This is a genomic window from Flavobacterium tagetis (assembly GCF_016735615.1).
In the GTDB taxonomy this organism is placed as follows: Bacteria; Bacteroidota; Bacteroidia; order Flavobacteriales; family Flavobacteriaceae; genus Flavobacterium; species Flavobacterium tagetis.
Genome location: NZ_JAERSF010000005.1, coordinates 142,922 through 167,041 on the forward strand (window position 1 = coordinate 142,922; position 24,120 = coordinate 167,041).

General features: G+C 32.4%; 23 protein-coding genes. 4 read left to right on the plus strand and 19 right to left on the minus strand.

The window, feature by feature from the left end:
* Nucleotide 1 precedes the first annotated feature (1 nt).
* Nucleotides 2-1,279 carry an MFS transporter gene (locus tag JI750_RS20545; RefSeq protein ID WP_202006293.1) on the minus strand — a complete coding sequence of 426 codons (1,278 nt, stop codon included), beginning with the start codon at nucleotides 1,277-1,279 and terminating at the stop codon, nucleotides 2-4.
* A 267-nt stretch (nucleotides 1,280-1,546) separates the two neighbouring features.
* On the opposite strand from JI750_RS20545, the gene bshC reads away from it, so the two are divergent.
* From bshC to JI750_RS20560, 3 genes are all read left to right on the plus strand, one after another.
* Nucleotides 1,547-3,136: a bacillithiol biosynthesis cysteine-adding enzyme BshC gene (bshC, locus tag JI750_RS20550; RefSeq protein WP_202006294.1), complete on the plus strand. Its 1,590-nt coding sequence runs from the start codon at nucleotides 1,547-1,549 to the stop codon at nucleotides 3,134-3,136.
* Nucleotides 3,137-3,260: 124 nt separating this feature from the next.
* The gene (locus JI750_RS20555) at nucleotides 3,261-4,532 is read left to right on the plus strand and encodes an acyltransferase family protein (protein WP_202006295.1); all 1,272 of its coding nucleotides are present in this window, start codon (nucleotides 3,261-3,263) and stop codon (nucleotides 4,530-4,532) included.
* A 175-nt stretch (nucleotides 4,533-4,707) separates the two neighbouring features.
* Nucleotides 4,708-5,127 (plus strand): nucleoside-diphosphate kinase, encoded by a 420-nt coding sequence (locus JI750_RS20560; protein WP_202006296.1) that lies wholly within the window; start codon nucleotides 4,708-4,710, stop codon nucleotides 5,125-5,127.
* A gap of 142 nt (nucleotides 5,128-5,269) precedes the next feature.
* Here the strand turns inward: JI750_RS20560 and JI750_RS20565 are convergent, their stop codons facing one another.
* The 14 genes from JI750_RS20565 to JI750_RS20630 form a co-directional block, all read right to left on the minus strand.
* Entirely contained in the window at nucleotides 5,270-5,566 is a 297-nt protein-coding gene (locus JI750_RS20565; protein ID WP_202006297.1) for a DciA family protein, read from the minus strand.
* Nucleotides 5,547-5,987, minus strand: a complete 441-nt coding sequence (locus JI750_RS20570; RefSeq protein ID WP_202006298.1) for a lipocalin-like domain-containing protein — start codon at nucleotides 5,985-5,987, stop codon at nucleotides 5,547-5,549. The genes JI750_RS20565 and JI750_RS20570 overlap by 20 nt, the downstream gene beginning before the upstream one ends.
* Nucleotides 5,988-6,478: 491 nt before the next feature.
* Complete coding sequence (gene ftsY, locus JI750_RS20575; protein WP_202006299.1) at nucleotides 6,479-7,432, minus strand: signal recognition particle-docking protein FtsY; 954 nt, start codon at nucleotides 7,430-7,432, stop codon at nucleotides 6,479-6,481.
* 187 nt (nucleotides 7,433-7,619) lie between these two features.
* Nucleotides 7,620-7,772, minus strand: coding sequence for a DUF4295 domain-containing protein (locus JI750_RS20580; RefSeq protein ID WP_008468081.1), 153 nt, complete (start codon nucleotides 7,770-7,772; stop codon nucleotides 7,620-7,622).
* Nucleotides 7,773-7,845: 73 nt separating this feature from the next.
* On the minus strand, nucleotides 7,846-8,028 hold the full coding sequence (gene rpmG / locus JI750_RS20585; RefSeq protein WP_035640032.1) for a 50S ribosomal protein L33: 183 nt from the start codon (nucleotides 8,026-8,028) through the stop codon (nucleotides 7,846-7,848).
* 27 nt (nucleotides 8,029-8,055) lie between these two features.
* A complete protein-coding gene (rpmB, locus tag JI750_RS20590; RefSeq protein ID WP_008468080.1) occupies nucleotides 8,056-8,292 on the minus strand; it encodes a 50S ribosomal protein L28 in 237 nt (78 codons plus the stop codon).
* 71 nt (nucleotides 8,293-8,363) lie between these two features.
* The gene (locus JI750_RS20595) at nucleotides 8,364-9,617 is read right to left on the minus strand and encodes a CinA family nicotinamide mononucleotide deamidase-related protein (protein WP_202006300.1); all 1,254 of its coding nucleotides are present in this window, start codon (nucleotides 9,615-9,617) and stop codon (nucleotides 8,364-8,366) included.
* Nucleotides 9,618-9,795: 178 nt separating this feature from the next.
* Nucleotides 9,796-10,140, minus strand: coding sequence for an Hpt domain-containing protein (locus tag JI750_RS20600; RefSeq protein WP_008468078.1), 345 nt, complete (start codon nucleotides 10,138-10,140; stop codon nucleotides 9,796-9,798).
* Nucleotides 10,140-10,751 (minus strand): fumarylacetoacetate hydrolase family protein, encoded by a 612-nt coding sequence (locus tag JI750_RS20605; RefSeq protein ID WP_202006301.1) that lies wholly within the window; start codon nucleotides 10,749-10,751, stop codon nucleotides 10,140-10,142. The genes JI750_RS20600 and JI750_RS20605 overlap by 1 nt, the downstream gene beginning before the upstream one ends.
* Nucleotides 10,752-10,845: 94 nt before the next feature.
* The gene (locus JI750_RS20610; RefSeq protein ID WP_095931062.1) at nucleotides 10,846-11,616 is read right to left on the minus strand and encodes a 3'-5' exonuclease; all 771 of its coding nucleotides are present in this window, start codon (nucleotides 11,614-11,616) and stop codon (nucleotides 10,846-10,848) included.
* A gap of 220 nt (nucleotides 11,617-11,836) precedes the next feature.
* On the minus strand, nucleotides 11,837-13,195 hold the full coding sequence (locus JI750_RS20615; protein ID WP_202006302.1) for a dihydrolipoamide acetyltransferase family protein: 1,359 nt from the start codon (nucleotides 13,193-13,195) through the stop codon (nucleotides 11,837-11,839).
* A gap of 84 nt (nucleotides 13,196-13,279) precedes the next feature.
* On the minus strand, nucleotides 13,280-14,443 hold the full coding sequence (locus JI750_RS20620) for a glycosyltransferase family 2 protein (protein WP_202006303.1): 1,164 nt from the start codon (nucleotides 14,441-14,443) through the stop codon (nucleotides 13,280-13,282).
* Between the two features lie 31 nt (nucleotides 14,444-14,474).
* On the minus strand, nucleotides 14,475-15,656 hold the full coding sequence (locus JI750_RS20625) for a BamA/TamA family outer membrane protein (protein WP_369410043.1): 1,182 nt from the start codon (nucleotides 15,654-15,656) through the stop codon (nucleotides 14,475-14,477).
* 128 nt (nucleotides 15,657-15,784) lie between these two features.
* On the minus strand, nucleotides 15,785-16,975 hold the full coding sequence (locus JI750_RS20630; RefSeq protein WP_202006304.1) for a DUF5009 domain-containing protein: 1,191 nt from the start codon (nucleotides 16,973-16,975) through the stop codon (nucleotides 15,785-15,787).
* Between the two features lie 110 nt (nucleotides 16,976-17,085).
* Here JI750_RS20630 and JI750_RS20635 point away from each other — a divergent pair, with 110 nt between their 5' ends.
* Nucleotides 17,086-17,823 carry a tyrosine-protein phosphatase gene (locus JI750_RS20635; protein WP_202006305.1) on the plus strand — a complete coding sequence of 246 codons (738 nt, stop codon included), beginning with the start codon at nucleotides 17,086-17,088 and terminating at the stop codon, nucleotides 17,821-17,823.
* A gap of 7 nt (nucleotides 17,824-17,830) precedes the next feature.
* Here the strand turns inward: JI750_RS20635 and JI750_RS20640 are convergent, their stop codons facing one another.
* The 4 genes from JI750_RS20640 to JI750_RS20655 form a co-directional block, all read right to left on the minus strand.
* Nucleotides 17,831-19,246, minus strand: coding sequence for an undecaprenyl-phosphate glucose phosphotransferase (locus JI750_RS20640; RefSeq protein ID WP_202006306.1), 1,416 nt, complete (start codon nucleotides 19,244-19,246; stop codon nucleotides 17,831-17,833).
* 169 nt (nucleotides 19,247-19,415) lie between these two features.
* Nucleotides 19,416-21,788, minus strand: a complete 2,373-nt coding sequence (locus tag JI750_RS20645; RefSeq protein WP_202006307.1) for a GumC family protein — start codon at nucleotides 21,786-21,788, stop codon at nucleotides 19,416-19,418.
* A gap of 15 nt (nucleotides 21,789-21,803) precedes the next feature.
* Nucleotides 21,804-22,595 (minus strand): polysaccharide biosynthesis/export family protein, encoded by a 792-nt coding sequence (locus JI750_RS20650; protein WP_202006308.1) that lies wholly within the window; start codon nucleotides 22,593-22,595, stop codon nucleotides 21,804-21,806.
* Nucleotides 22,596-22,697: 102 nt separating this feature from the next.
* Nucleotides 22,698-24,116: an undecaprenyl-phosphate glucose phosphotransferase gene (locus tag JI750_RS20655; protein ID WP_202006309.1), complete on the minus strand. Its 1,419-nt coding sequence runs from the start codon at nucleotides 24,114-24,116 to the stop codon at nucleotides 22,698-22,700.
* Nucleotides 24,117-24,120: the final 4 nt, after the last annotated feature.

The window sequence follows — 24,120 nt, forward strand, 5'->3', positions numbered from 1 at the left end:
TTTAGAATTTGTGTTCGTCTTTGCTAATTACCAAAAAGGAAATTAAAGATATCAGTGCGGCAGCGACTAAATAAAATCCCACATAACTCACATCGTATGTTTTAGCCAGCCAAATTGCAATCATTGGTGCAAAGGCAGCGCCAAGGATTCCTGCCATATTGAACGTTAATGAAGCTCCTGAATAACGAACGTTTGTAGGAAACAATTCAGAAAGAAAAGTTCCCAAAGGACCGTAAGTAAAGCCCATCAAAGACATTCCAATACAGGCAAAAATGGTAACTAACACAATATTTCCTGAACTTAAAAAGTATGAAAAGAAAAATCCGAAAACAGCAATAGCTGCTGTCGCTGCAATAAGCATTTTGCGACGACCAATTTTATCTGCAACTACAGCCGAAACTGGAATAAAAAGCGCAAAAAACAATACTGAGAACAACTGTATTAGCAGTCCATCACGCTTAACAATTCCTAAATCTGAGGTTGCCCAGCTTAGAGTGAAAACCGTCATCAAATAGAAAACCAAAAATGTTGTAATCGCTGCGAAAGTTCCAAAGATCAATTGATTTTTATAGGATTTTACCAACTCTAAAAATGGAACTTTTACTTCTTCCTCGTGTTTTTTAGCTTCTTCAAATGAAGGAGTTTCTGTAATTTTTGTTCTGATATAAAACCCTACTATTACCAAAAGTGCACTGGCAATAAAAGGAATTCTCCAGCCATAATCCATAAAATCTTCATTACTCATCGAATCGGTCAGCAATAGAAAAGTTCCTCCAGAAAGCAATAATCCGATTGGAGCACCTAATTGCGGAAACATTCCGTACCAAGCACGTTTATTTGGAGGCGCATTCTCGATTGCAAGAAGTACTGCTCCTCCCCATTCTCCTCCTAAACCAACTCCTTGCCCAAATCGGCAAAGCATCAATAATAACGGAGCTGCAACACCAATACTTTCATAACTTGGTAGAAAACCAATTGTCACGGTAGAAATTCCCATTGTCAACAAAGCGGCAACAAGAGTAAATTTCCGTCCGATTTTATCGCCGTAATGTCCAAAAAATGCAGAACCTAATGGACGTGATAAAAAGGCGATAGAAAAAGTAGCTAATGATTCCAGAGTTGCCATTGTCGAATCTGAACTTGGAAAAAATAATTGCGGAAAAACCAATACCGCGGCATTGGCATAAATATAAAAATCAAAAAATTCGATTGTAGTACCTATAAGGCTTCCAAAAAGAACATGTTTTAAAGAGTTCTTTTTATTCGGGTTATTTTTCATGAAAAATGATATCTTTTTTATTTGCAAAAATAGAGTTTCATTATTAAAAATTCATGTTTAGATAAATTACTTTTACCACTACTTTACATTTTTAACAAATTATCTAAATTTTCAATTTTCAGCAACCTTACAAAATCAAAATTTAAAAACCTGATAACAACGCTTTTAAGAGCATCTAAAAAAAATCAAATCTTAAGCAATTGTTAATAGCGTTTTTAACTGTATATTTTCATTAAATTTACAGCTGTCAAAAATAAATTTAAAATTATGCCTACCGACTGTATCAGCTTTCAATCTTCTGGATATTTCTCTAAACTAATGCAGGATTATTTAGATCAAAAACCAGAGTTAAAACCGCTGTACAACAATTTTCCAATCTTAGAAAATTTCGAAAAACAAATTGCTGAAAAATCAGCCAATTTTGACCATAACAACCGAAAAGTTTTGGTTGACACTTTGCAAAAGCAATATCAAAACATCGAAATTTCTGATATAACCAAACAAAACATTTCGCTTTTAGCACTCGAAAATACTTTTACCATTACAACTGGACATCAGCTGAATCTTTTTAGCGGACCGTTATACTTTTTGTATAAAATTATTTCTACGATTAATTTAACTAAAGAATTAAAATCGAAATATCCTTCATACAATTTCGTTCCCGTTTATTGGATGGCAACGGAAGATCACGATTTTGAAGAAATTAATTATTTTAATTTTAAAGGAAAAAAAATCCGTTGGAACGCAGAAAGCACTGGCCCAGTCGGAAGACTTTCAACTGAAGGTTTAGAAGATTTATTTGAAGTTTATTCTAAAGAACTAGGTTCAAGCACGAATGCCAATACGCTAAAAAAACTATTTGAAGACGCCTATTTAAAACACAAAAATCTTGCAGATGCAACACGTTATTTAGCCAATGCTCTTTTTGCAAACTACGGTTTGGTTATTGTAGAAGCAGACGATGCCGATTTAAAACGTGCTTTTATTCCGTATGCAAAAGAAGAATTAGAAAACCAGACTTCATTTAAAGCAGTTCAAAAGTCTATTGAAGAACTTTCCGATTATACCGTTCAAGTAAATCCGCGTGAGATTAATTTATTTTACATTGAAGACAAACTGCGCGAAAGAATCATTTTTGAAAATGATAAATATTGGGTTAACAATACCAAAATTTCATTTTCTAAAGATGAAATTTTCAAATTACTAGAAAGTAATCCTGAAAAATTCAGTCCAAACGTAATTATGCGTCCACTTTATCAGGAAATTATTTTACCAAACCTTTGCTACATTGGCGGAGGTGGAGAAATTGCTTATTGGTTAGAATTGAAAGCATTCTTTGAAACTGTAAATATTACTTTTCCAATTTTATTAGTTCGAAATTCAGTTCTTCTAGCAACCGAAAAACAAGCTAAAAAAGCTGATAATTTAGGTTTGACATGGAAAGATTTATTCAGCAAATCTGAGAATTTAGTTAATAAAATTACCCATAAACTTTCTCCATTTCCAATAGATTTGACTCCTCAAAAAGAAGCACTTGAAAAACAGTTTGCATATCTTTTTGAATTGGCTGAAAAAACCGACAAATCTTTCTCTGGAGCTGTAAAAGCACAAGAAGTAAAACAAAAGAAAGGTTTAGAAAACCTAGAAAAGCGTTTATTGAAAGCACAAAAAAGAAAACTGGCCGATCAATTGGAACGTGTTACCGATTTGCAATGTGAGTTATTTCCAAACAATAGTCTTCAGGAACGCCAAGCTAATTTTTCTGAATTTTATTTAGAAAAAGGAGATCAGCTGATTCCTCTTTTAATTCAGAAATTAAAACCTTTAGAACATAATTTTGATATCATAATAATCTAAAATAATTATCTTTAGAAATTCAAAAGCGATAATTTAGGAAAAAATAACCAGCACACTTCCTAAATTATTGCTCTCTCAAACCAAATAGAATTATATTTTATAACCTATTTAACGAACTAACCTAATGGTAAGAGAACGCCTAATTTCGCTTGATGTCTTTCGCGGACTGACAATTCTATTGATGACTATTGTAAACAATCCCGGAGACTGGGGAAATGTTTATCCGCCGCTTTTGCACGCACAATGGAATGGCTGTACACCAACAGATCTTGTATTTCCTTTTTTCATATTTATAATGGGAGTTGCTGTACCGCTTGCAATGCCCTACAAAAAATATGACGAAACAACATTCAACAAAATCCTGATCCGTTCTTTAAGAATGTTCTGTTTAGGGATTTTCTTTAATTTCTTTGGAAAAATTCAGCTATTTGGTTTAGATGGAGTCCTACTTTTAATCGCAAGATTGATAATTACTTTTGCTGTTGGTTATGCGTTGATGGGAAATTTTAGCAACAGACTAAAAAACATTTTTGCTTTTAGCATTTTAGCAATATATCTCGTTCTAGCTTACGGAGGTTTTGAAAATTATGCAGATGTAAGACTTCCTGGGGTTTTACAACGTATTGCAGTGGTCTATTTTGTAGTTTCGCTTTTGTATTTAAAAACATCACGAAAAACACAGCTTATTACAGGAATTATTTTGCTTTTCGGATATTGGGCTGTTATGACTTTAATTCCAGTCCCAGGATTTGGAGAAGCTAATTTAGAAAAAGGAACCAATTTAGCCGCGTGGGTAGACAGTGCCTTCCTAAAAGGACACATGTACCATGAAACTAAAACTTGGGATCCAGAAGGAATCTTGAGCACGCTTCCATCAATTGTAAATGGAATTATTGGCTTATTTATTGGACAAATTCTACTTCTTAACGTAACTAAAATTCAGAAAGCCCAAAGAATGGGAATGATTGGCACATCGCTAATCTTTTTTGGATTAATGTGGGATTTAGTTTTCCCTATAAACAAATCAATCTGGACAAGCAGTTATGTTATATACACCACGGGATTAGCAACTGTATGTTTAACCGTTCTATATTACATCATTGATATTAGAGAATACAAAAAAGGCTTTAAACTATTTATTATTTGGGGAGTAAACCCTATGATCGTTTTCTTTGCTTCACAAATTATTCCGCAAGCTTTGGTAATGATTCGTTTTCAGCATCCATCGCTTGCTGGTGAGCAAATTAACCTTTTAGATTATCTATACCGTTTCGGAATCGCACCATTTTTCAGCAATCCAATGACAGCTTCTTTAGCTGGTGCATTGACCTATGTTGGAATCTGGACTTTTATTTTATGGATTTTCTATAGAAACAAATTAATCTTTAAAGTATAAATTTCAATAAAAACATATTATTAAGACGTACCTGTGTACGTCTTTTTATTTACTCCATACTGCGTTTTATATCTTTCTTGCTCAAAACATCATTCTAAAGCGTTTAAATTATGATTTTATTAAAATAAATTCATAAAAAAAGTATACTTTTGCACAAAATTTAATAAAATATAAAATGGCAACAAATAGAACTTTTACAATGATTAAACCAGATGCTGTTGCAAACGGACACATCGGGAATATCTTAGCAATGATCACTAATGGTGGTTTCAAAATCGTTTCATTAAAATTAACTCAATTAACTGTAGCAGATGCAAAAGCATTTTACGCAGTTCACGCAGAAAGACCTTTCTACGGAGAATTAGTTGAATTTATGTCTCGTGGACCAATTGTTGCTGCTATTTTAGAAAAAAACAACGCAGTAGAAGATTTCAGAACTTTAATTGGTGCTACAAACCCAGCTGAAGCTGCTGAAGGAACTATTCGTAAAGCATATGCTACTTCAATCGGAGAAAATGCAGTTCACGGATCTGACAGCGATGAAAACGCTGCTATCGAAAGCGCATTCCACTTTGCAGGAAGAGAGCAGTTTTAATTTCAGACTTCCTTAGACAGTTAGAATTTTAGACTAACTTAGATTTCTTAGAATTACATAAAAAAAGAAACCCACTTCAATGAAGTGGGTTTCTTTTTTTATTCTATATTTTTTATTAATAATCTAAGAAGTCTAAGTTAGTCTATCGTAAAACAACATCCTTCACAACCTCACGTCCCAATTCTTCATTGATCATTTTTACGATTTTGTACTTTCCGTGGGTTAATTCTTCTCGCAGAACAGACGAACCTAATTCTACATAAAGTGTACTACCTTTTAACACCACATTTCGAGTATAAGTATTTACACCACTTCCCATAAGATTTTTCCAAGCGTCGCGAACATCAATTTGATCCATACCAGGCTGCAATTTGTTCTCTTGAATAATTTGCTGTAAAACAGCACTAATGGTACTTTCGTTATTTATTCTTTTCGCCATCGTTCAAAAGATTTACCGGTCCAGCTTTTTTATAATGATATTCAATTTTTTGTGGGTTTTTAACCACCAATTTGTCATCCGAAAGCGAAATAATTTCCTCGCTCCATTTGGTATATTTCGTTTTGTAATCTAAGAAAACCTGTTCTCCAGCAAAACGAACTGAAACATTCTCAAAAGTATCTGTAGTTAGAAAAGTTCCATCAAACTGCGGCATCACTTTCGTTCGAACCCCTTTATTATTCTTAATTTGAAAAAAATCAAAAGTCTCATTCATCTTATACTCCTTCTCCTCGCCTTTCTCAAAAACTACTTTTTCGATTTCCCAATAGCCATTTAGTTTAGCAATATCAGCAGGCTTTATTTCCTGTTTACAGCTCACAAACAAAAGCGAGCAAAACAAAACTATGAAAGTATTTTTCATATATAAAAGTATTAAAATTTATTCTTTTTTTTTAGAATGAAGTCGAAGAATTAGAAGCTAATCCTGCTGTCCGCTGTATCTTTTGTGCCGAACACCGGCACAAAAGGATGCCGCTCCCATCAGGGCTAGGGCTCCCGTTTTCAAAAGAAATTTTCCTCGGACTACAAAGATAGTCTTATAATCATCAAAAGAAATAAAAAATCGAAAACACATTCAACTATTTTTCAAAACAAATATTTCCCTAATAAAAAAGAGTCTTCAAATAGAAAAATCCCAAATGATCTTTCTATTCGAAGACTCAATATTTTAAATAATCTTTATTATCGGTTAGTTTTTATTCTCTTAAGAACTCCCAAAAAGAATAAAACAATTCCCAAAACTAATAGAATATAATATGCTGAAAGATTTTTGTCCTTTAAAACATTTGCCAGAACAAAAGATATCACACTAGCAAAATAAAAGGTTAAAGCTGATATATTTTTCATTATAAATTATTTAAAGAAACTGTCAACGAATTCATATTTATTAAAGACTTGCAAATCTTCAATTCCTTCGCCAACACCAATATATTTTACTGGAATTTGAAATTGATCAGAAATTCCAATTACAACCCCTCCTTTTGCAGTTCCGTCCAATTTAGTAACTGCTAATGAAGTTACTTCTGTTGCTGCGGTAAATTGTTTTGCTTGTTCAAAAGCATTCTGACCTGTTGATCCGTCTAAAACCAAAAGCACATCGTGAGGCGCGTCTGCTACAACTTTTTGCATTACACGCTTTACTTTTGTCAGCTCATTCATCAAATTTACTTTATTATGAAGACGTCCTGCAGTATCAATAATAACAACATCAGCATTTTGAGCTACTGCAGATTGCAAAGTATCAAACGCTACAGAAGCAGGATCGCTTCCCATTTGCTGTCTTACAATTGGCACATCTACACGATCTGCCCAAACCTGCAACTGATCAATCGCAGCAGCACGAAAAGTATCTGCAGCTCCTAAAACTACATTATGACCAGCTTTTTTAAATTGATAAGCCAATTTACCAATCGTTGTGGTTTTCCCAACACCATTTACTCCAACAACCATTAAAACGTAAGGCTTTTTATCTTTTGGAATCTCAAATTCGGTTGCTTCACCTGTATTAGTTTCAGATAACAAAGCACCAATTTCATCACGAAGAATTTGATTTAACTCTTCCGTTCCTAGATATTTATCTTCAGCAACACGTTTTTCAATTCTTTCAATGATTTTTAATGTAGTATTTACTCCAACATCAGAAGCAACAAGCACTTCTTCCAAATTATCTAAAACATCATCATCAACTTTAGATTTTCCAGCAACGGCTTTGCTTAACTTCGAGAAAAAAGTAGTTTTTGTTTTTTCAAGACCTTTGTCTAAAGTCTCTTTTTTTTCGCTAGAGAATAATTTTTTAAAAAAACTCATTTTTTGTAGATTATTAGATTTACTAGATTTCTCGATTTTTAGACAAGAAATCCAAATCTTTAAAGAAAGTGCAATTGTTTTTCAAAAAACAACCAATTGTTACGATTCTTTAAATTTTTAGACAAATATAGGTAATAAAAAAGCTACTTCCGAATGAAAGTAGCTTTTCTATATAATGTAATTGTAATTATTTCTTTTTCAAGAATTCATCAACTTCTTCAGGAGCCATAATAGATTCTACGAATGTATATGCACCAGTTTTAGGAGATTTTACCATTTTGATGGCTTTTGATAATCTCTTAGAAGATGTTTGTAACGATGCTACGGTTTTCTTTGCCATGATTCAAATGTTTTGGAATTCAATAAATCTTCAAATGAAAAACCATTTGAGATTTTATCAAAATCTCTAATTATTACTTAATTTCTTTGTGAACAGTTACTCTTTTTAAGATTGGATTAAATTTTTTAATCTCTAATCTATCTGGAGTGTTTTTTTTGTTCTTAGTTGTAATATATCTAGAAGTTCCTGCAACACCAGAAGCTTTGTGCTCAGTACATTCTAAAATTACTTGGATTCTATTACCTTTCTTTGCCATCTTGCTATATATTTATTTAGGAAAAGATTATTTGATAAATCCTTCTGACTGCGCTTTTTTCAAAACTGCAGTGATTCCATTTTTATTAATTGTTTTTATCGTAGATGCTGCTACTCTAAGAGTAATCCATCTATCTTCTTCTGGAAGATAAAAACGCTTTTTAACTAAGTTTACAGAAAACTTTCTCTTAGTTTTGTTCATAGCGTGAGAAACGTTATTTCCTACCATCGCTCTTTTACCTGTAAGGTCACAAACTCTTGACATTATACTTATCTTTTATCGTTATTCAAAATCAGGGTGCAAAGAAAAGAAAAATAAACCATTGTAGCAAAAAATTATTGCACAATTTTTAAAATTTCTTTCTGTAATATTTCTAAACTCTTAACTGATGCCCTATCTATCACTTTTTCACGCGGTTGTCCGAAGTTAAATTCTTCTACAATTACTTCGTTTGGTGTTGCCAAAGCAATAAAAACTGTACCAATTTCGGCATCAGAATCTCCTTTTGAAGGACCTGCATTACCTGTCGTAGCAAGCGCATAGTCGGTTTTAAGCAAATCTTTCACGCTCAGAGCCATAGCCGATGCAACTTCAGCACTAACTACTGAAAACTGATCAATTAAATTTTGTGAAATTCCTAAAACATTCACTTTTGCTTCTGTCGCATAAGAAACAATACTTCCTTTAAAATAAGTTGATGAACCTGGAATTGCAGACAACAACGATGCAATTTTCCCTCCTGTGCAACTTTCTGCCGTCGAGATGGTTTTATTTTGCTTAGAAAGCAATTTACCTATTACCGTTTCTATTGTCTCGTTTTCTTCATAACCTACAATTATATCATGAATTATAGCATCCAATGATTGCACATTGCTGTCTATAGCTGCTTCCAATTCTTCTTTATTAGTTCCGCGGGCAGTTAAACGAAGACGAACTCGTCCCGGATTTGGCAAATAAGCCAGTTTTATAAATTCAGGAAGATTATTTTCCCATTGTTCAATACGTTCGGCCACTAAACTTTCTCCCTGACCATAAGTCAAAATCGTTTTATGAATAATGTACGGACGTTTGTATTCGCGAACAATTTTCGGAATTATCTCTTCTTCTACCAGATATTTCATTTCATACGGAACTCCTGGAAGCGAAATAAAAACGGTATTTTCCTTTTTCATCCACATTCCTGGCGCGGTTCCAACTTTGTTATGCAAAACAGTACACGTTGACGGAACCAAGGCTTGATCTTTATTCAGTTGTGAAATTGGTCGTTTATAAAAACCTTCAATTAATTCTGTAACGTGTGCCAAAACTTTTTGATCGACTACTAATTCATCATCAAAGTATTCACAAAATGTTTTCTTTGTAACATCGTCTTTTGTTGGCCCTAATCCGCCTGTTACAATAACAACATCCATTTTGTTTTGCAATTGCGCAAAAGTGTCTAAAATATGTTTTTTGTCATCGCTTATAGATAGCATTTCTGCCACCTCAACTCCAATTCTATCGAGTGATTTAGCAATAAAAGCCGAATTTGTATCTACGATTTGGCCAATTAAGATTTCATCTCCAATAGTAATAATTGCTGCTTTCATATCAGTGAAATATTTTTGTCGCTTAAATAAGCAAATAATTTATAAGTAGAAAATTTAAACTTTGTCTTGGAGGAAGGTAATTATAGCTTTTACAGATTATAAGCCGCTTACAAAATTTAAAAAATGATTTTGACTTATCCCTTAATTTAAAGAAATCAGGAATAAGTCAAATTTTATATTAAAGATCAAAATCTTTCTTAATTTCTTTAATCGCTTCTTTTACCTGTACTTTAATACTTTTAAAAGTTTCGATAATATCTTTTTTCTTGCCTTCAGCTTTTGTCCATGCTTCCACTTGCAAGATTTCTTCAAAAGCTACATTTAACCCCATTAAATCTAATGTAGGCTTTATTTTGTGGGCATAGGAATAGGCGTATTTATGATCCTTCTTTTTAATTCCTTCTTTGATTTGTTTTAAATCTTCTGGAACCTCTGTAACAAATAAAGTTAAAATCTGATTTACAAATTCAGGATCGTTATCTGAAAGCGCATATACTTTCGAAAGGTTGTACTTTAAAGCCATTATTTTACTTGTATTCTGAATAATTTTTTATCTTCTAAAAAGCCTTCTAAAACATCATTTGGTTTTACCGCCGAAACACCTGCCGGCGTTCCTGTAAAAATAATATCTCCAATTTTTAAGGTAAAAAACTGAGATACATGAGAAATCAATTCGTCAATTTTCCAAAGCATCATACTCGAGTTTCCTTTCTGAACTATTTCTCCATTTGTTCTTAATTCAAAATTAAGATTTTCCATAGAAACAAAGTTATCTTTTGGTAAAAAATCACCAATAACTGCTGAACCGTCAAATGCCTTGGCTTTTTCCCACGGAAGTCTCTTTTCTTTTAATTTACTTTGAAGGTCTCGTGCTGTAAAATCGATTCCAACACTAATTTCGTCATAGTATTTATGAGCAAATTTTGGCTCAATATATTTTCCGACTTTATTAATTTTTACGACTATTTCAACTTCATGATGAACATCTTCGGAAAATTCAGGAATTACAAACGGATGCTGTTTCAGCAAGACTGCCGAGTCAGGCTTCATAAAAACAACAGGCTCACTCGGACGCTCGTTTTTCAACTCTTCTATATGATTGGCATAATTCCTGCCGACACAGATAATTTTCATTCTTTTTAAGGTTCTAAGATTCTAAGACACTAAGGTTCTAAGAAAAACAATGCAAAAAGACTTAGTATCTTAGAACCTTAGCAACTCAGCGCCTTTATTTGGTATTTAATTTTCTTAATTTAATTGCTGTCAAAACTTTTTTAGTGTACAAAGGGAAATCTGCATTTTGAATCCAGCTGAAATATCCTGGCTCTGTTTCTAGAACCTTCTCTACTTTTGCACCTTTGTGTTTTCCAAAAGTAAAAATTTCTTCATCATCTTTATCAAAAGCAATCATTCCGGCGAAATCTGCTATTTTTTTACGAGTTGTAAATTCAGACAATGATTTCATATCGTTCTCTAATTCTGGATAACGGTCCAATTGCGCTTTCAAGATTTCATAAGTCGCCATAGTATCTGCTTCTGCCGAATGCGCGTTGTCTAAACTTTTTCCGCAATAAAACTTCAAAGCAGCACTTAAAGTACGCTCTTCCATTTTATGAAAAATCGTCTGCACATCTACAGAAACTTTATTTTTCATATCGAAATCAACTCCAGCACGAAGTAATTCTTCTGCCAGAAGCGGGATATCAAACCGATCTGAATTAAATCCGCCAAGATCACTGTCTTTAATCATATTATGAATGTGCGGCGCAAGTTCTGCAAAAGTTGGTTCGTTAGCCACTTTTTCGTCAGTGATGCCATGAACTGCAGTTGTTTGTGGAGGAATTGGAATTGTTGGATTAACCAGCCAGGTTTTACTTTCTTTGTTTCCGTTAGGAAAAACTTTGAATATTGAAATTTCTACGATTCTATCTTTACCGATATCAATTCCCGTTGTTTCGAGATCAAAAAAGCAAATTGGCTTGTTAAGTTTTAATTCCATTTCTAATTTTTATAAGTTTACAAATGTAATTTTTAAAGCCGAATATCCTCCTTTATTCTGATTTTTTTTTGTCGAAAAAAGCTTTCAAATCGCGATTTTAACTTTTCTAAAATAGGCCATAGACCAGATTACGCATTTCCACTTAATTCTTTTCTTACAAAACAAAAAAATCCGATAAGTTTTAAAACCTATCGGATTTGAATTTGTTTATAATCGATTTTTAGAAATCTCTATCTATATCAAAAGCTTCTAAATATTCTGCTACTCTTTTCACAAAACTTCCTCCTAAAGCTCCATCAACTACTCTATGATCATAAGAGTGTGACAAGAACATTTTCTGACGGATCCCGATAAAGTCACCTTCTGGAGTTTCTATAACCGCAGGAACTTTACGAATTGCACCAAGAGCTAGAATACCTACTTGCGGCTGATTGATAATTGGCGTTCCGAAAACACTTCCAAAAGTACCAACATTCGTTACCGTATAAGTTCCGCCTTGTGTGTCGTCTGGCTTTAGTTTTCCAGCTTTTGCACGGTTTCCTAAATCGTTCACCGCTTTTGCCATTCCAACCAAATTCAACTGATCTGCATTTTTAATTACAGGAACAATTAAATTTCCGTTTGGCAATGCTGCCGCCATTCCTAAATTGATATTTTTCTTTTTAATGATATAATCTCCATCAACAGAAATATTCATTCCAGGAAAATCTTTTAAAGCTTTTGCAACCGCTTCCATCATAATCGGAGTAAAAGTCAATTTCTCGCCTTCTCTTTTCTCAAAAGCAGATTTTACTTTGTCTCTCCATTTTACAATGTTTGTTACATCAACTTCAATAAAAGATTGTACGTGAGCCGAAGTCTGAACTGAAGCCACCATATAACCTGAAATCAATTTACGCATTCTGTCCATTTCTACAATTTCGTCAGCACCGTTTACAGAAACTGGAACAGCCTGTTGGCTTTTTTGAACAACTGGTTCAACCGCTTTCGGAGCTTCAGTTTTTGGAGTTTCAACAACTATTTTTGGAGCTGCCTCAACTGTTTGAGGTGCTTGAACAGAACCCGATTTACGAGCCTCTACATATTTTAGAATATCTTCTTTTGTTACTCGTCCATCTTTTCCAGAACCAGCAATATTTTCAAGTTCACTTAAAGAAAGACCTTCTTCTTTTGCAATATTTTTTACCAAAGGAGAAAAGAATTTATCTGATCCTGAGAAATCTTGAGAAGCTACAGTTTCTTTAACCGATTCAATTGTTTTTTCGATTTCGGCAGCTTCTGCAGGAGCGGAAGTTTCTTGAACTGCGTTTACAGCTTCTGGAGTTGCTGTTTCTCCGCCTTCAGTTTCAATAATAGCAATGGTTTGCCCTACTTGCACTAAATCATCTTTACCAAACAATTGCTCAACTAAAATCCCTGATACTTCGCTAGGCACTTCACTGTCAACTTTATCTGTTGCAATTTCGAGTACGGCTTCATCAGCCTCAATTTTGTCTCCAACTTCTTTCAACCAGTTTGTAATGGTTGCTTCAGCGACACTTTCTCCCATTTTAGGAAGCTTTAATTCAAATCTTGCCATATTGTTAATCTAAAAGATGTTTTTGATTTTCAGATTGCGAAATTAATGAAAATTTTAAATATAAATTTCATTTAATATAATTTTTTACTCAATTTTCACGATTTGCCCTCTGTCATTCCTTGAATTACTTCCAATAATAAAACCTGTATTTTTGGGAAAAATTTTAAAAGTAACCTTCTTATCTTTAAGAGTTTCTATGATTTCGATACATTTTTTGAATGAAATATAGTGATTATCCAAAATGATCTCTGCCTTTTTACCCTTTAAAATTAGCCACGAATTTACCATTTTTTCTCCTTTGAAATCTAAAAAAGCAACTTTATTTTCCAAAATCGAAGCTAGTCTTTTAGCGAAATTCTCATTTTCGGAGCACAAAAAATAACTTTCTGGCAATGGGTTTTCTTTTGGTTTTCCTTGAAACATTTTAGCGATTGAAAACAAAAAAGCACCAACTTGAATAAAAATACTAAAAAGCCAAGATTTCTTAAAATGTTTTTGATAAAAGAAATTCATAGCTTCCTGAAAGCGCATCATATATTTTTCGTCTTTTACGGTACTTTCTCCTTTATAATGCAAAACGGTAGTTTCGTGAAAGTAAAAATTTGTTTTTTGCATTTGTAAAGCACGATACGACAAGTCAATATCATCAGCATACATGAAACAGTTTTCATCAAAACCACTTAAAGTTTCATATAGTTTTCTTTCTAAAAACATAAAAGCACCAACCAGAATATCTACTTTCCCTGTTTCATTTTCATTGAGATGCTGAGCATAATATTGATTGAAAAGTTTGGTTTTGGGAAATACTTTGTACAATCCAAAGATTTTGGTGAAAGCAACCCAAGGTGTCGGAATACCACGTTTACTTTCTGGAAGAAATGCTCCTGTTCCATCAATCAACTTACAACCAATAATTCCGAGATTATTTTGCCTTTCGGCGAAAGCCAAAATTTTTGTGAATGTATCTTCTGAAACAACAGTATCAGGATTTAAAATACAAACGTACTTTCCTTTCGCTTGACGAACACCAATATTATTGCCTTTTGGGAACCCAAAATTTTCCTTGTTTTCAATCAGTTTTACATTCAGAAATTTTTTTTTCATCATCAAAACACTTTCGTCTGATGAATTATTATCCACTACAATAATTTCTGCATCGATTGACGCAATTGCTTCTTGAACACTTAAAATGCATTGTTCGAGAAAGTAACGCACATTGTAATTTAAAATAACAACCGATAATTGCATGAATAATTGAGTCTGTAGATTTTGGCCGAAGTTAGAAATTTTCTGATAACCCCAAACGCAGTGACCAGTCGTTTTTACTGATTCCGTAATCTAGAGCCAAATTACTGCCGTTACGTTTATTCCATTTAATTCGAATTCCGGTTCCAACCGCAGGATTCCACTTTTTAAATTCATAGGTATCAAGTTTGGAAACCGAAGAAACATTCGTAAAAAAAACAGCTCCAAAAAAACCATTTCGACTGATATCGGTTCTGTATTCGGTCTCAAAATAAATTAAAGCATTGCTACGATATCTGTTTTTTGTGAATCCACGGCCTGTTTTTCCTTCGCGATCCCACCCAATACTTGGCAAATCCAGATAATGCGGTTTCCCTCCAAAAGTGGACCAAAAAAATGCTCTAGAAGCCCAGACCCTATGTTTGGTTTTACTGAAAGAATGGTATTTTCGTGCATCAAAATATATAGACTGCCACTTGTCTCCCTCTACTCCGCTAGTATTGAGTCGCAAATCGGCTTCGACATATAACCCTTGTTCCGGATTAATGATATTTTCTCTTGAATCGTATAAACCTTGAATCGCAAATCCAAAAGAAGTCTCATCAGAATAATCGCCATTCATATATTTATAATAATCTGTTTCTCCGTCTATATAAGATTCTTCAGAAATATTTTTATAATTATCGAAAAGAAAACCAACTCCCAACCTATAATTTCCCACAATCTGCCTTGTAATAAACTGATAAAAACGCCACTGTTTATAATCGAGAGTTGACATTTCTTTATCAGAATTGTCTGCACCTAATCCATAAGTATCCTGCGGATAAATCATATAACGATAATCTCCAATAAGATTCCATTTATTATCACTTGTGTAGATATAAGATTGGATGGGAAACACAAACTGATTGCTGAAACTAAAGTAAGGCGAAAAGGTAATCTGAGACATTTTAGTTTTTTCTGCATCTCCCAAATAAAAAGTTGTCAGAAAAGAAACAACCAAACCATTACTAGAATTAACACCTACAGGAACAGGCAACAAAGAAAAAGTTAGTTTTCGTTTTCTATCTGGACGAATCGTGTCCTGCTTATCAAAAATTTTATGAATAACATCTAAGATATCTCTAGTTCCCACGGCTGTACTATCATTTTGAGCCTGACAAAACGATCCTATTAAAAACAAAGCCAAGATGTATTTAATCTTTAAACTATTCACGCACAATATCTTAAAAACCGTCTCTTACAAATTTAAAATTTTATTAAGAATAACAATCTTTTTTTTGTGCGAAAATTTTTTAGTCGTAATCTCAGTTTTCAGTTTCAAACTGTCACTGCATACTTGGTTTAAAGATGCAGTTGAATTTTATATTTATTCAAGATTTTCATTACAAAAAGCATAATCGTAGAAAACACCAGAGACCAAATAATTCCTGGGACGCCCTCTGTAAAATACTCTGGCAGAACATGAATGTTAAGCGCTTTATTAAAATAATAAATAACGCCTGGCAAAATATAAATCAATAATGGATTGGCAGCGGCTGGCATAAAAAACTCGCTCCATTTAGTTTGTTTTTTAACTTCCATTAACCAATACAGAAAATAGAAAAGAGCTGTGCAGATTGCTGCTGAAAACATTGTCCAAGAAGGTGTTCCTTTGATTTTTGATATTCCGAAATATGGACGGAGTAAAATTGCTGTTATGGTAAACAACGCAATAAAACCAATTACTGGCCAGTTGATTTTGGAACTGATTTTTCGATCAAAAAACAATAATGAAATTATAATTCCTGCTGAAGTAAGCGAAACGTGCGTTAAGTGACCTGCTATAAAACTCAGCCAAGAAGTGCTTTGAACAAAAGAGTTTTCTACTAAATTAAGAGAATTCATAGCGACAGAAAAAACTAAGAATGCAATTATTGCCCATAAGTTTCCTGAAACCAACCAATAATAAATTACCGTAAAAAGATACGCCCAACCTATCAATCCTAGAATTCCCCACCATTTTGGCGTCATTCCGCGATCTCCTGTATCTTGGACATATATAAAATATAGGGCTACGAGAACTAAAATTCCTCCGTATTGCAATACGTTTTTTAACCAAACAGAAAAATCTTTTGGGTATTTATTCCAAATTGGAATTGGCATGCTATAAGCCAAAAGCCCCCAAAATGCTGGTGTGATTATCATTTTCGCTGCGTCATAACCATATTCCGCATTGACCATAAAAACACCAATTACAATAAGCGCAATGGCTCTTTTTAAAGTATGAGTCCAAATTGTTTTTGGACTGTCTCCTTTTATTAATCGGGCATTGAAAGCAAAAGGAATAGACATTCCGACAATAAATAAAAAAGCAGGAAAAACTAAATCAACAAAGGTCATTGCATCTGCATCTGCAGGCATGTGTTTCATCCATTGTGGAACATTTTTGACACTTGCCAACTCATTTACAAAAATCATTACAAAAATGGTGATTCCACGCAAAGCATCAATAGAAATAATTCGTTGATTAAACAGATTCTCTTTTATTTTCATAAATTTTTACTTTTTTACTAAAAATCAAATATAGTATAATTCTTAAATGTCTTATTACAAATTCTCGACTAATTTTGTAGTTCATAATTGTGCTATAGATTTCTTGCTTTATGCTTTCATTCTTCAAACCTAAACCTGTCTTAAAAGATCTGTTGGCCGACAGTTTTATTGACATTCATTCTCATATTTTGCCAGGAATTGATGATGGTGCAAAAAACATTCAAGATACAATTAATCTAACTAAATCATTAGAAGGGTTTGGCATTTCTCAATTTGTAACTACGCCTCACATTAGTCACTATATTTGGGACAACACGCCTCAAACCATTTTAAATACCTATACAGAAACCAAGCAACTTTTAGAAAGAGAAAACATAAATACTCCCTTTAAAGCCGCAGCAGAATATTTTATGGATGATTGGTTTGAAAAACATTTTAGAGACGAAAAGCTTTTAACTTTAAAAGATAATTATGTCCTTGTAGAAATGTCATACATGAACGCACCTTTAGAGCTTTATAAAATACTTTTTGATCTACAAGTAGCTGGTTATATCCCTGTTTTAGCACACCCAGAAAGGTATGTTTTTTATCACAGCAATTTTAATGAATATGATAAACTAAAAAGGGCTGGATGCAAATTTCAATTAAATTTACTTTCCATTGTTGGTTACTATGGCGGAGAAATTACTAAAATAGCTGAAGAGCTTCTAAAAAAAGGCATGTATGATTTTGGAGGAACCGATATCCATCATGTCAAACATATTAGAGCCTTTTATGAAAAAGTAAATAGTAGAAACATTTCAAATCTTAAAGAAGTTATTGCAAACAATTCTTTTTTTAAGTTTTAAAATACAATCAATAGGCATTTTCTTCACCTTGAACAATATTCATAATTGTTCTAATTATAATTTTAATATCTAACAGCAGGCTCCAGTTTTCTATATACCAAATATCACATTCCACCCTATTTTCCATATCAGAAATTTTCTTTGTTTCTCCTCGATAACCATTTACCTGCGCCCATCCTGTAATTCCAGGTTTTGCGTAATGTCTAACAGAATAATTATCTATTAGTTGCCCATACTCTTTGGCAAGATTTATCATATGAGGTCGTGGTCCCACAACAGACATATTTCCTAAAAGAACATTGAAAAACTGAGGCAGCTCATCAATACTAGTTTTACGCATAAAAGCTCCAAACTTTGTGATACGCGAATCTCCTTTCCTAGCCTGCTTATCATGTGCATCATCATTTACATACATACTTCTAAATTTATAACATGAAAATGATTTATTATCACGGCCAGAACGTTCTTGTCTAAAAAATATTGGACCAGCTGATTCTAGTTTTATAAACAATATTACTATAGGAAATAGCCAAGGAAATATTAAAACTATAACAGATATTGAAAAACAAAGATCAAATACTTTTTTTACAAGTCTATTAATTGCCAACTCTAAAGGTTCTGGACGTAACATCAAAACAGGTGTGTTTTCATAAAAAGCGACCTCCACCTTACTTGATTTGGTATACAACTGAAAATCTGGAATAAACTTAATTCTTACCAAGTTTTGCTCACATATTTTTGTTATTTTATTAATTATTTCAATTTTATCAATATGCAAAGCGATATAGACTTCTTCAACTTTTTCTCTAATGATAAAATCCTCTATATCCCCAAACCCTCCAGTAATTGGAATAGAGTGATTCTCAGTTTCATTTTTTTGATCAAAAAAACCTAAAAATTTGTATCCGTAAGTTAAGTTTTTGGCTAATATTTTTCGCATTTTCTCGCCTGTTTCATTAGCTCCTACAATGATAATTTTCTTAAAATTGTAGCCTTTAGCCCTAATAATCTTTAACAGCTTCATTAAAATGTAGCGTGAGATCAGCAGTAAAGTGAAAAAAAACAAGTAAAAGTATAAGAGTCGCAACCTCGAAATATCTGTATACTTTAAAAAAACCACAAAAAAAACAATTAGCGCAATGTGTATAAAGATCTTCTTAATTGTTCTCCTTAAAATTGACTCAATATATTCAATCCTAATTATTCGATGAGAATCCTTTTGCATTAATAAAGCTATCCAAATTAAATTTGCTAGCAATGAGATTGTTTTTTCGTCTTTCAAAAAAAGTTTATCTAAATCTCCAAATCTGACCATAGCAGATAGATATATAGCAAAATTTAGCAATAGCAAATCCCAGCACACAAATAATAGTTTGGAGTAACGAGAAATACGATAGCGTGAGAAGTCTTGCAAAAAATTCATTTTAAACTTACTTGACTGGATATGATTTTGTTTTTAAGTATGGATGACGAAAATAATATTTTAATTATTGTTATACTATTTTTGAAATTAATTCTTGTAAAACTTTATATTAAGAGTGTGTAATAAAAAAAAACGGTTCAAAATATTTTGAACCGTTTTTTATCTTCTTCTAGCTAATCAGTCTTTTAAACCACTTTCTTTTCTCAACTTTCTCTCCATAACCATAGCTATATTTTTGAGTAGGATTTGTATCATTTAGAACAATACACATATTAGGAAGTTTTTTGTCTTTAAAGAAACCATTTACGATAGATATCATTCTTTTTTCCAAAAATCTAGCCCTCATGACATATACAAATGTGTCCGCATTTTTTGCCACTAGCAGTGTATCTGTTACAAGATTAACTGGTGCTGTATCAACTATTATATAATCATATTCTCTCTTTAGCTTTTCAAATAACGTATCAACTTTTTTGTTCATCAATAACTCAGGTGGATTAGGAGGAATTATTCCTGCTGGCAGAATATAAAAATTTTCGTATTCATAATTCTTTATGATGTAGTCTTCAAGATTTTTATTATCCGAAGACAAATAATTAGTTAATCCTTCAGAGGGAAGTGCGATGTAGTCATTCAATCTTGGATTTCTAATATCCATACCAATAAGCAAAACTTTCTTTCCTAATAAGGCAAAACTAGCTGCTAGATTTGATGCTATAAATGTTTTTCCTTCGGAAGCAAAGGTTGATGTTACAAATATTTTTTTTGCAATTCCTTCTTCAACATTACTCAGCATGAAACTAAGATTTGTTCTAACAATTCGCAATGCTTCTGCAGAACTACTCCTGCTATTAGTCTTAATTAACTCTGAAACATCATTACAATTAGGCACATCTCCTATATATGGTATTTGTGTTTTTCCGTCTAAATCATTCCTATTTTGAATTTTAATATTTAGCAAGTCATTTATATAAATAATACCAAAAGGAACTAACAATCCAAATAATAATCCTGCTAAATATACAATCTTTTTCTTAGGACTTAGGGGGTTCTCATCTGCCTTTGCAGCATCAATAACTCGGGCATTTGGTTCTGTTGCCGCAAGAGAAATTGCTGTTTCTTCCCTTTTCTGAAGTAAATACAAATATAATTCCTCTTTTACCTTTTGTTGCCTAGCTATAACTTTAAACTGACGTTCTTGAGCAGGAATTCGACCAATTTTACTATTCAAAATATCTTCCTGACTTTTTAAATCTCTATTTTGAATCTGTAAATTTGATAGCATTCGACCTAGACTTGCTGTGACATTTGACTTTAAGGAGGTTATCTGTTCTTCTAGTTTTAGTACTGTAGGGTTTTCGGTAGTTGCTGATTTCAAAATTCTATTACGATCTAAAACCAACTGATTATACGAATTAATCAAACCGACAGCATCACTCTTGTCACTAAGCATATTAGATGGCAATAATTCTGAGATTGAACTTTTCTTAATAAAAGTAAGTAATGAGGAAACTACATTTAACTGAATTTCTGTCTCAACTCCCTTTTTGTCATATTCATTAGAATTCTCAACAAATAGCTTTGCCTCAGATTCAATATCAGTTAATTTGTTTGATTTTTTAAAGCTTTCTACATTCTGTTCTACACCATCTAATTCTTGAGTGATTAAAGCAAGTCGGCTTGCAATAAATTTTGATGTATTTTCAGAAATAAAATTCTTATCCTCGGCGGCATCCTCATTATAAATCCGAATCATTGCATCTAAAAAGTTTTCAGCTTTTATAGCTACTGGATCTGAAATCGAAATATTGACAACACTACTATTTTTGCTTACAGGTTCTACTTTCAATTTTTTTCTAAATCGTTCTGTCAATTCATCTATAGGCTTTATAACAATACGAATATCATCAGAGAGATTCTTATCCTTTTCAGAAAAAAAAACTGTTTTATTTATTATTAAAACTCCTATTGGTGTCCCTATTTTTTCTCCATACTGAAATATTTTTTTTGTTAATAAAATACTTTTATCACTGTCGCCTGATTCATTTTCCAAAGAAAAAGTATCTGGTGTTAAAAACTTGAAATTAAACTCAACATCGGCGTCATCAAACAATTTGCTTTTGTTTATTACATGTATACTTATAGGCGTTTCAGCATAAATATCTTCAGTTCTAATTTTCTTTTTTGCTAACAATTCAACATTCAAATTCAGTTTGGAAACTGTACTTTCAATCAATGTCCTAGATTTTAATATTTCAATCTCATTATCTACATTAGTCTTGATATTGCTTCCTATTCCTAAATCTGAGAATATCGATAATTCTGAAAGCATTCCGCCTTTTTTTTCATCTTTTACAAGAATTGTGCTTGTAGCTTCATAACAAGGAATTGTATAAATCAAATAAACAAACGCTAATAGCATGCATATTATAGAGCTACCCACAAACCATCTCCAATGAACTAAATATTTTTCTAATTGCTCTCTTAAACTAACGCTGATTTCATCTTCCATAAAATCATTATAAATATCTTCCTTACGCATTTTCTTATTTCAACTTTATTTAAAAATTAGGACTGAAAGCGAAACTAAAATAGAAATCGCAGATATAATAACTGAAGTATTTGGACCAACTGCCGAAGAATTTACTCTTGTTTTATTAGGTTCTACATATACCACATCATTCTGGGCCAAATAGTAAAAAGGCGAATTAATAAAATCTGATTTTGTTAAATCAACTCTATTATATGATTTTAGCCCATTTGTCTCTCTAATAATCAAAATATTATTTCTTTTACCGTAAATGGTTAAATCTTTTGCCATACTCAAAGCTTCAATAATCGTAATTCTCTCTGAAGCAACACTATAAACTCCAGGTAAATTAACCTCCCCTTGTATAGAAACTTTAAAATTAGTTATACGAAGATTGATTATCGGATTCTTAATATAGACACTGATTTTTTCCTGAAGCAATTGTAACGCTTCTGTACGGCTAAGTCCTCCAATTTTAAGAGTTCCTAAAACTGGAAATTCTATATTTCCCCTTGAATCCACCAAATAAGTCTGAACTGTTTCCTGTCCGCGAGCAATATCTGACTTTGCATTACTTGAAATACTGTATGTTTTTAAATTAAAAGGAACAGCCACTTCGGGATCATCAGCAGAAACAATAATCATTAATAAATCATCTGGCTGAATTTTGACTTCATAAGTCGCTATTTTTTCTTTGGAAGAAAGTGTATCAATATTCTGATAATAAAGCACATCTTTTTTAGAACCACAAGAAAAAAACAAAAACAATAGAGATAAAAAACTTATGTTTTTTATCAAAAAAATAAATTGAAATTTCATTATGCAAATTTTTAAATCGTAAACATCTATAGTTAAACAAGTAATGTTAACCTACGGACATTTTGTAGTGAGGGAATTCTATTTTTATTAGGCAGAAAAATGTTAATACGCATTTTTTTCGCCTCGAAAAACATTTACAACTGTTTTTATAATAATTTTTATATCCAAGAGTAAACTCCAGTTTTCTATATACCAAATATCGTATTCTACTCTATTCTCCATATCAATTAACTCTTTTGTTTCGCCACGATAACCGTTTACTTGTGCCCATCCTGTTATACCAGGTTTCGCATATTGGCGAACAAGATAATTATTGATTAACTCTTTATATTCTTGTGTATGAAACAGCATATGCGGTCTTGGCCCCACAACCGACATGTTACCCAAAAAAACATTAAAAAATTGAGGCAATTCATCGATACTTGTTTTACGCATAAAAGCACCAAATTTTGTAACACGCAGGTCATTTTTTTGAGCCTGTTTGTTGTCTGATGAATCATTTACAGTCATGCTTCTAAATTTAAAACAAGAAAATGCTTTATTATCCCTGCCTGATCGATCTTGTTTAAAGAAAATAGGCCCTGGTGACTCCAGTTTAATAATAATCATAACAATAGGAAACAACCAAGGAAAGAGCCCCAAAATAACTAATGACGAAAAACATATATCAAATGCTTTTTTCAAAAGTCTGTTTACAGCATACTCTAAGGGTTCTCGGCGTGACATTAATACAGGCGTATTTTCATAAAAAGAAATTTCGACTCTGCTAGATTTAGTATACAACTGAAAATCGGGTATAAACTTAATTCTAACCATGTGATGCTCACAGATATCAATTAAGCGATTAATTACATTCACGTTATCTATATGCAATGCAATGTACATTTCGTCAACATGCACTTTGGTAAAATAACTTTGAACATCATCAAATCCCCCTAAGACACTGTCTGAAGTAGTTCCAGAAATATTTTCTTTTTGATCAAAAAAACCTAAAAACTTATAACCATAAGTTAAATTCTTGGCCAGTATTTTACGCATTCTCTCCCCTTTGTCATTGGCTCCCACAATAACAACATTTCTAAAATTATAACCCTCTGATCGTACATATTTTAAGAACCTCATCAAAAAGAAACGTGATAACATCAGTAAAACAAAAAATATCACATAGAAACAAAATAATTGAAGTCTCGAAATATTAGAATATTCTAGAAAAACTACAAAAACAGCAACTATAGAGGCATGTATAATAACTTTTTTAATCGTTCTGCTTAAGATCGATTCCAGAGTTTCTATTCTAATAATTTTATAAGAGTTCTTATATAGTAGCAATCCAATCCAAATTAGATTTCCTAACAGAAGAATTGTTCTTGATTCTATTACTGGCAACTCATCATAATTCTTTAATTTAATCAAACCAGAAACAAAGACGGCTATATTTAATAAAATCATATCCCATAAAATGAACAGGATTTGGTAGTATCTTGAAAAACTATATTGAGACAGTTTTTGTAAAATTTTCATGAGT

Coding starts and splice junctions, on each gene's coding strand:
- rpmB (WP_008468080.1), bottom strand. CDS start 8,292: ATGTCAAGAGTTTGTGACCTTACAGGTAAAAGAGCGATGGTAGGAAAT.
- JI750_RS20545 (WP_202006293.1), bottom strand. CDS start 1,279: ATGAAAAATAACCCGAATAAAAAGAACTCTTTAAAACATGTTCTTTTT.
- JI750_RS20570 (WP_202006298.1), bottom strand. CDS start 5,987: ATGAAAAATACTTTCATAGTTTTGTTTTGCTCGCTTTTGTTTGTGAGC.
- JI750_RS20555 (WP_202006295.1), top strand. CDS start 3,261: ATGGTAAGAGAACGCCTAATTTCGCTTGATGTCTTTCGCGGACTGACA.
- JI750_RS20630 (WP_202006304.1), bottom strand. CDS start 16,975: ATGAAAATAAAAGAGAATCTGTTTAATCAACGAATTATTTCTATTGAT.
- JI750_RS20565 (WP_202006297.1), bottom strand. CDS start 5,566: ATGGCGAAAAGAATAAATAACGAAAGTACCATTAGTGCTGTTTTACAG.
- JI750_RS20600 (WP_008468078.1), bottom strand. CDS start 10,140: ATGGCTTTAAAGTACAACCTTTCGAAAGTATATGCGCTTTCAGATAAC.
- ftsY (WP_202006299.1), bottom strand. CDS start 7,432: ATGAGTTTTTTTAAAAAATTATTCTCTAGCGAAAAAAAAGAGACTTTA.
- JI750_RS20560 (WP_202006296.1), top strand. CDS start 4,708: ATGGCAACAAATAGAACTTTTACAATGATTAAACCAGATGCTGTTGCA.
- JI750_RS20655 (WP_202006309.1), bottom strand. CDS start 24,116: ATGAAAATTTTACAAAAACTGTCTCAATATAGTTTTTCAAGATACTAC.
- JI750_RS20645 (WP_202006307.1), bottom strand. CDS start 21,788: ATGCGTAAGGAAGATATTTATAATGATTTTATGGAAGATGAAATCAGC.
- JI750_RS20620 (WP_202006303.1), bottom strand. CDS start 14,443: ATGCAATTATCGGTTGTTATTTTAAATTACAATGTGCGTTACTTTCTC.
- JI750_RS20615 (WP_202006302.1), bottom strand. CDS start 13,195: ATGGCAAGATTTGAATTAAAGCTTCCTAAAATGGGAGAAAGTGTCGCT.
- rpmG (WP_035640032.1), bottom strand. CDS start 8,028: ATGGCAAAGAAAGGTAATAGAATCCAAGTAATTTTAGAATGTACTGAG.
- JI750_RS20605 (WP_202006301.1), bottom strand. CDS start 10,751: ATGAAAATTATCTGTGTCGGCAGGAATTATGCCAATCATATAGAAGAG.
- JI750_RS20595 (WP_202006300.1), bottom strand. CDS start 9,617: ATGAAAGCAGCAATTATTACTATTGGAGATGAAATCTTAATTGGCCAA.
- JI750_RS20580 (WP_008468081.1), bottom strand. CDS start 7,772: ATGGCAAAGAAAACCGTAGCATCGTTACAAACATCTTCTAAGAGATTA.
- JI750_RS20610 (WP_095931062.1), bottom strand. CDS start 11,616: ATGGAATTAAAACTTAACAAGCCAATTTGCTTTTTTGATCTCGAAACA.
- JI750_RS20640 (WP_202006306.1), bottom strand. CDS start 19,246: ATGAATTTTTTGCAAGACTTCTCACGCTATCGTATTTCTCGTTACTCC.
- JI750_RS20650 (WP_202006308.1), bottom strand. CDS start 22,595: ATGAAATTTCAATTTATTTTTTTGATAAAAAACATAAGTTTTTTATCT.
- bshC (WP_202006294.1), top strand. CDS start 1,547: ATGCCTACCGACTGTATCAGCTTTCAATCTTCTGGATATTTCTCTAAA.
- JI750_RS20635 (WP_202006305.1), top strand. CDS start 17,086: ATGCTTTCATTCTTCAAACCTAAACCTGTCTTAAAAGATCTGTTGGCC.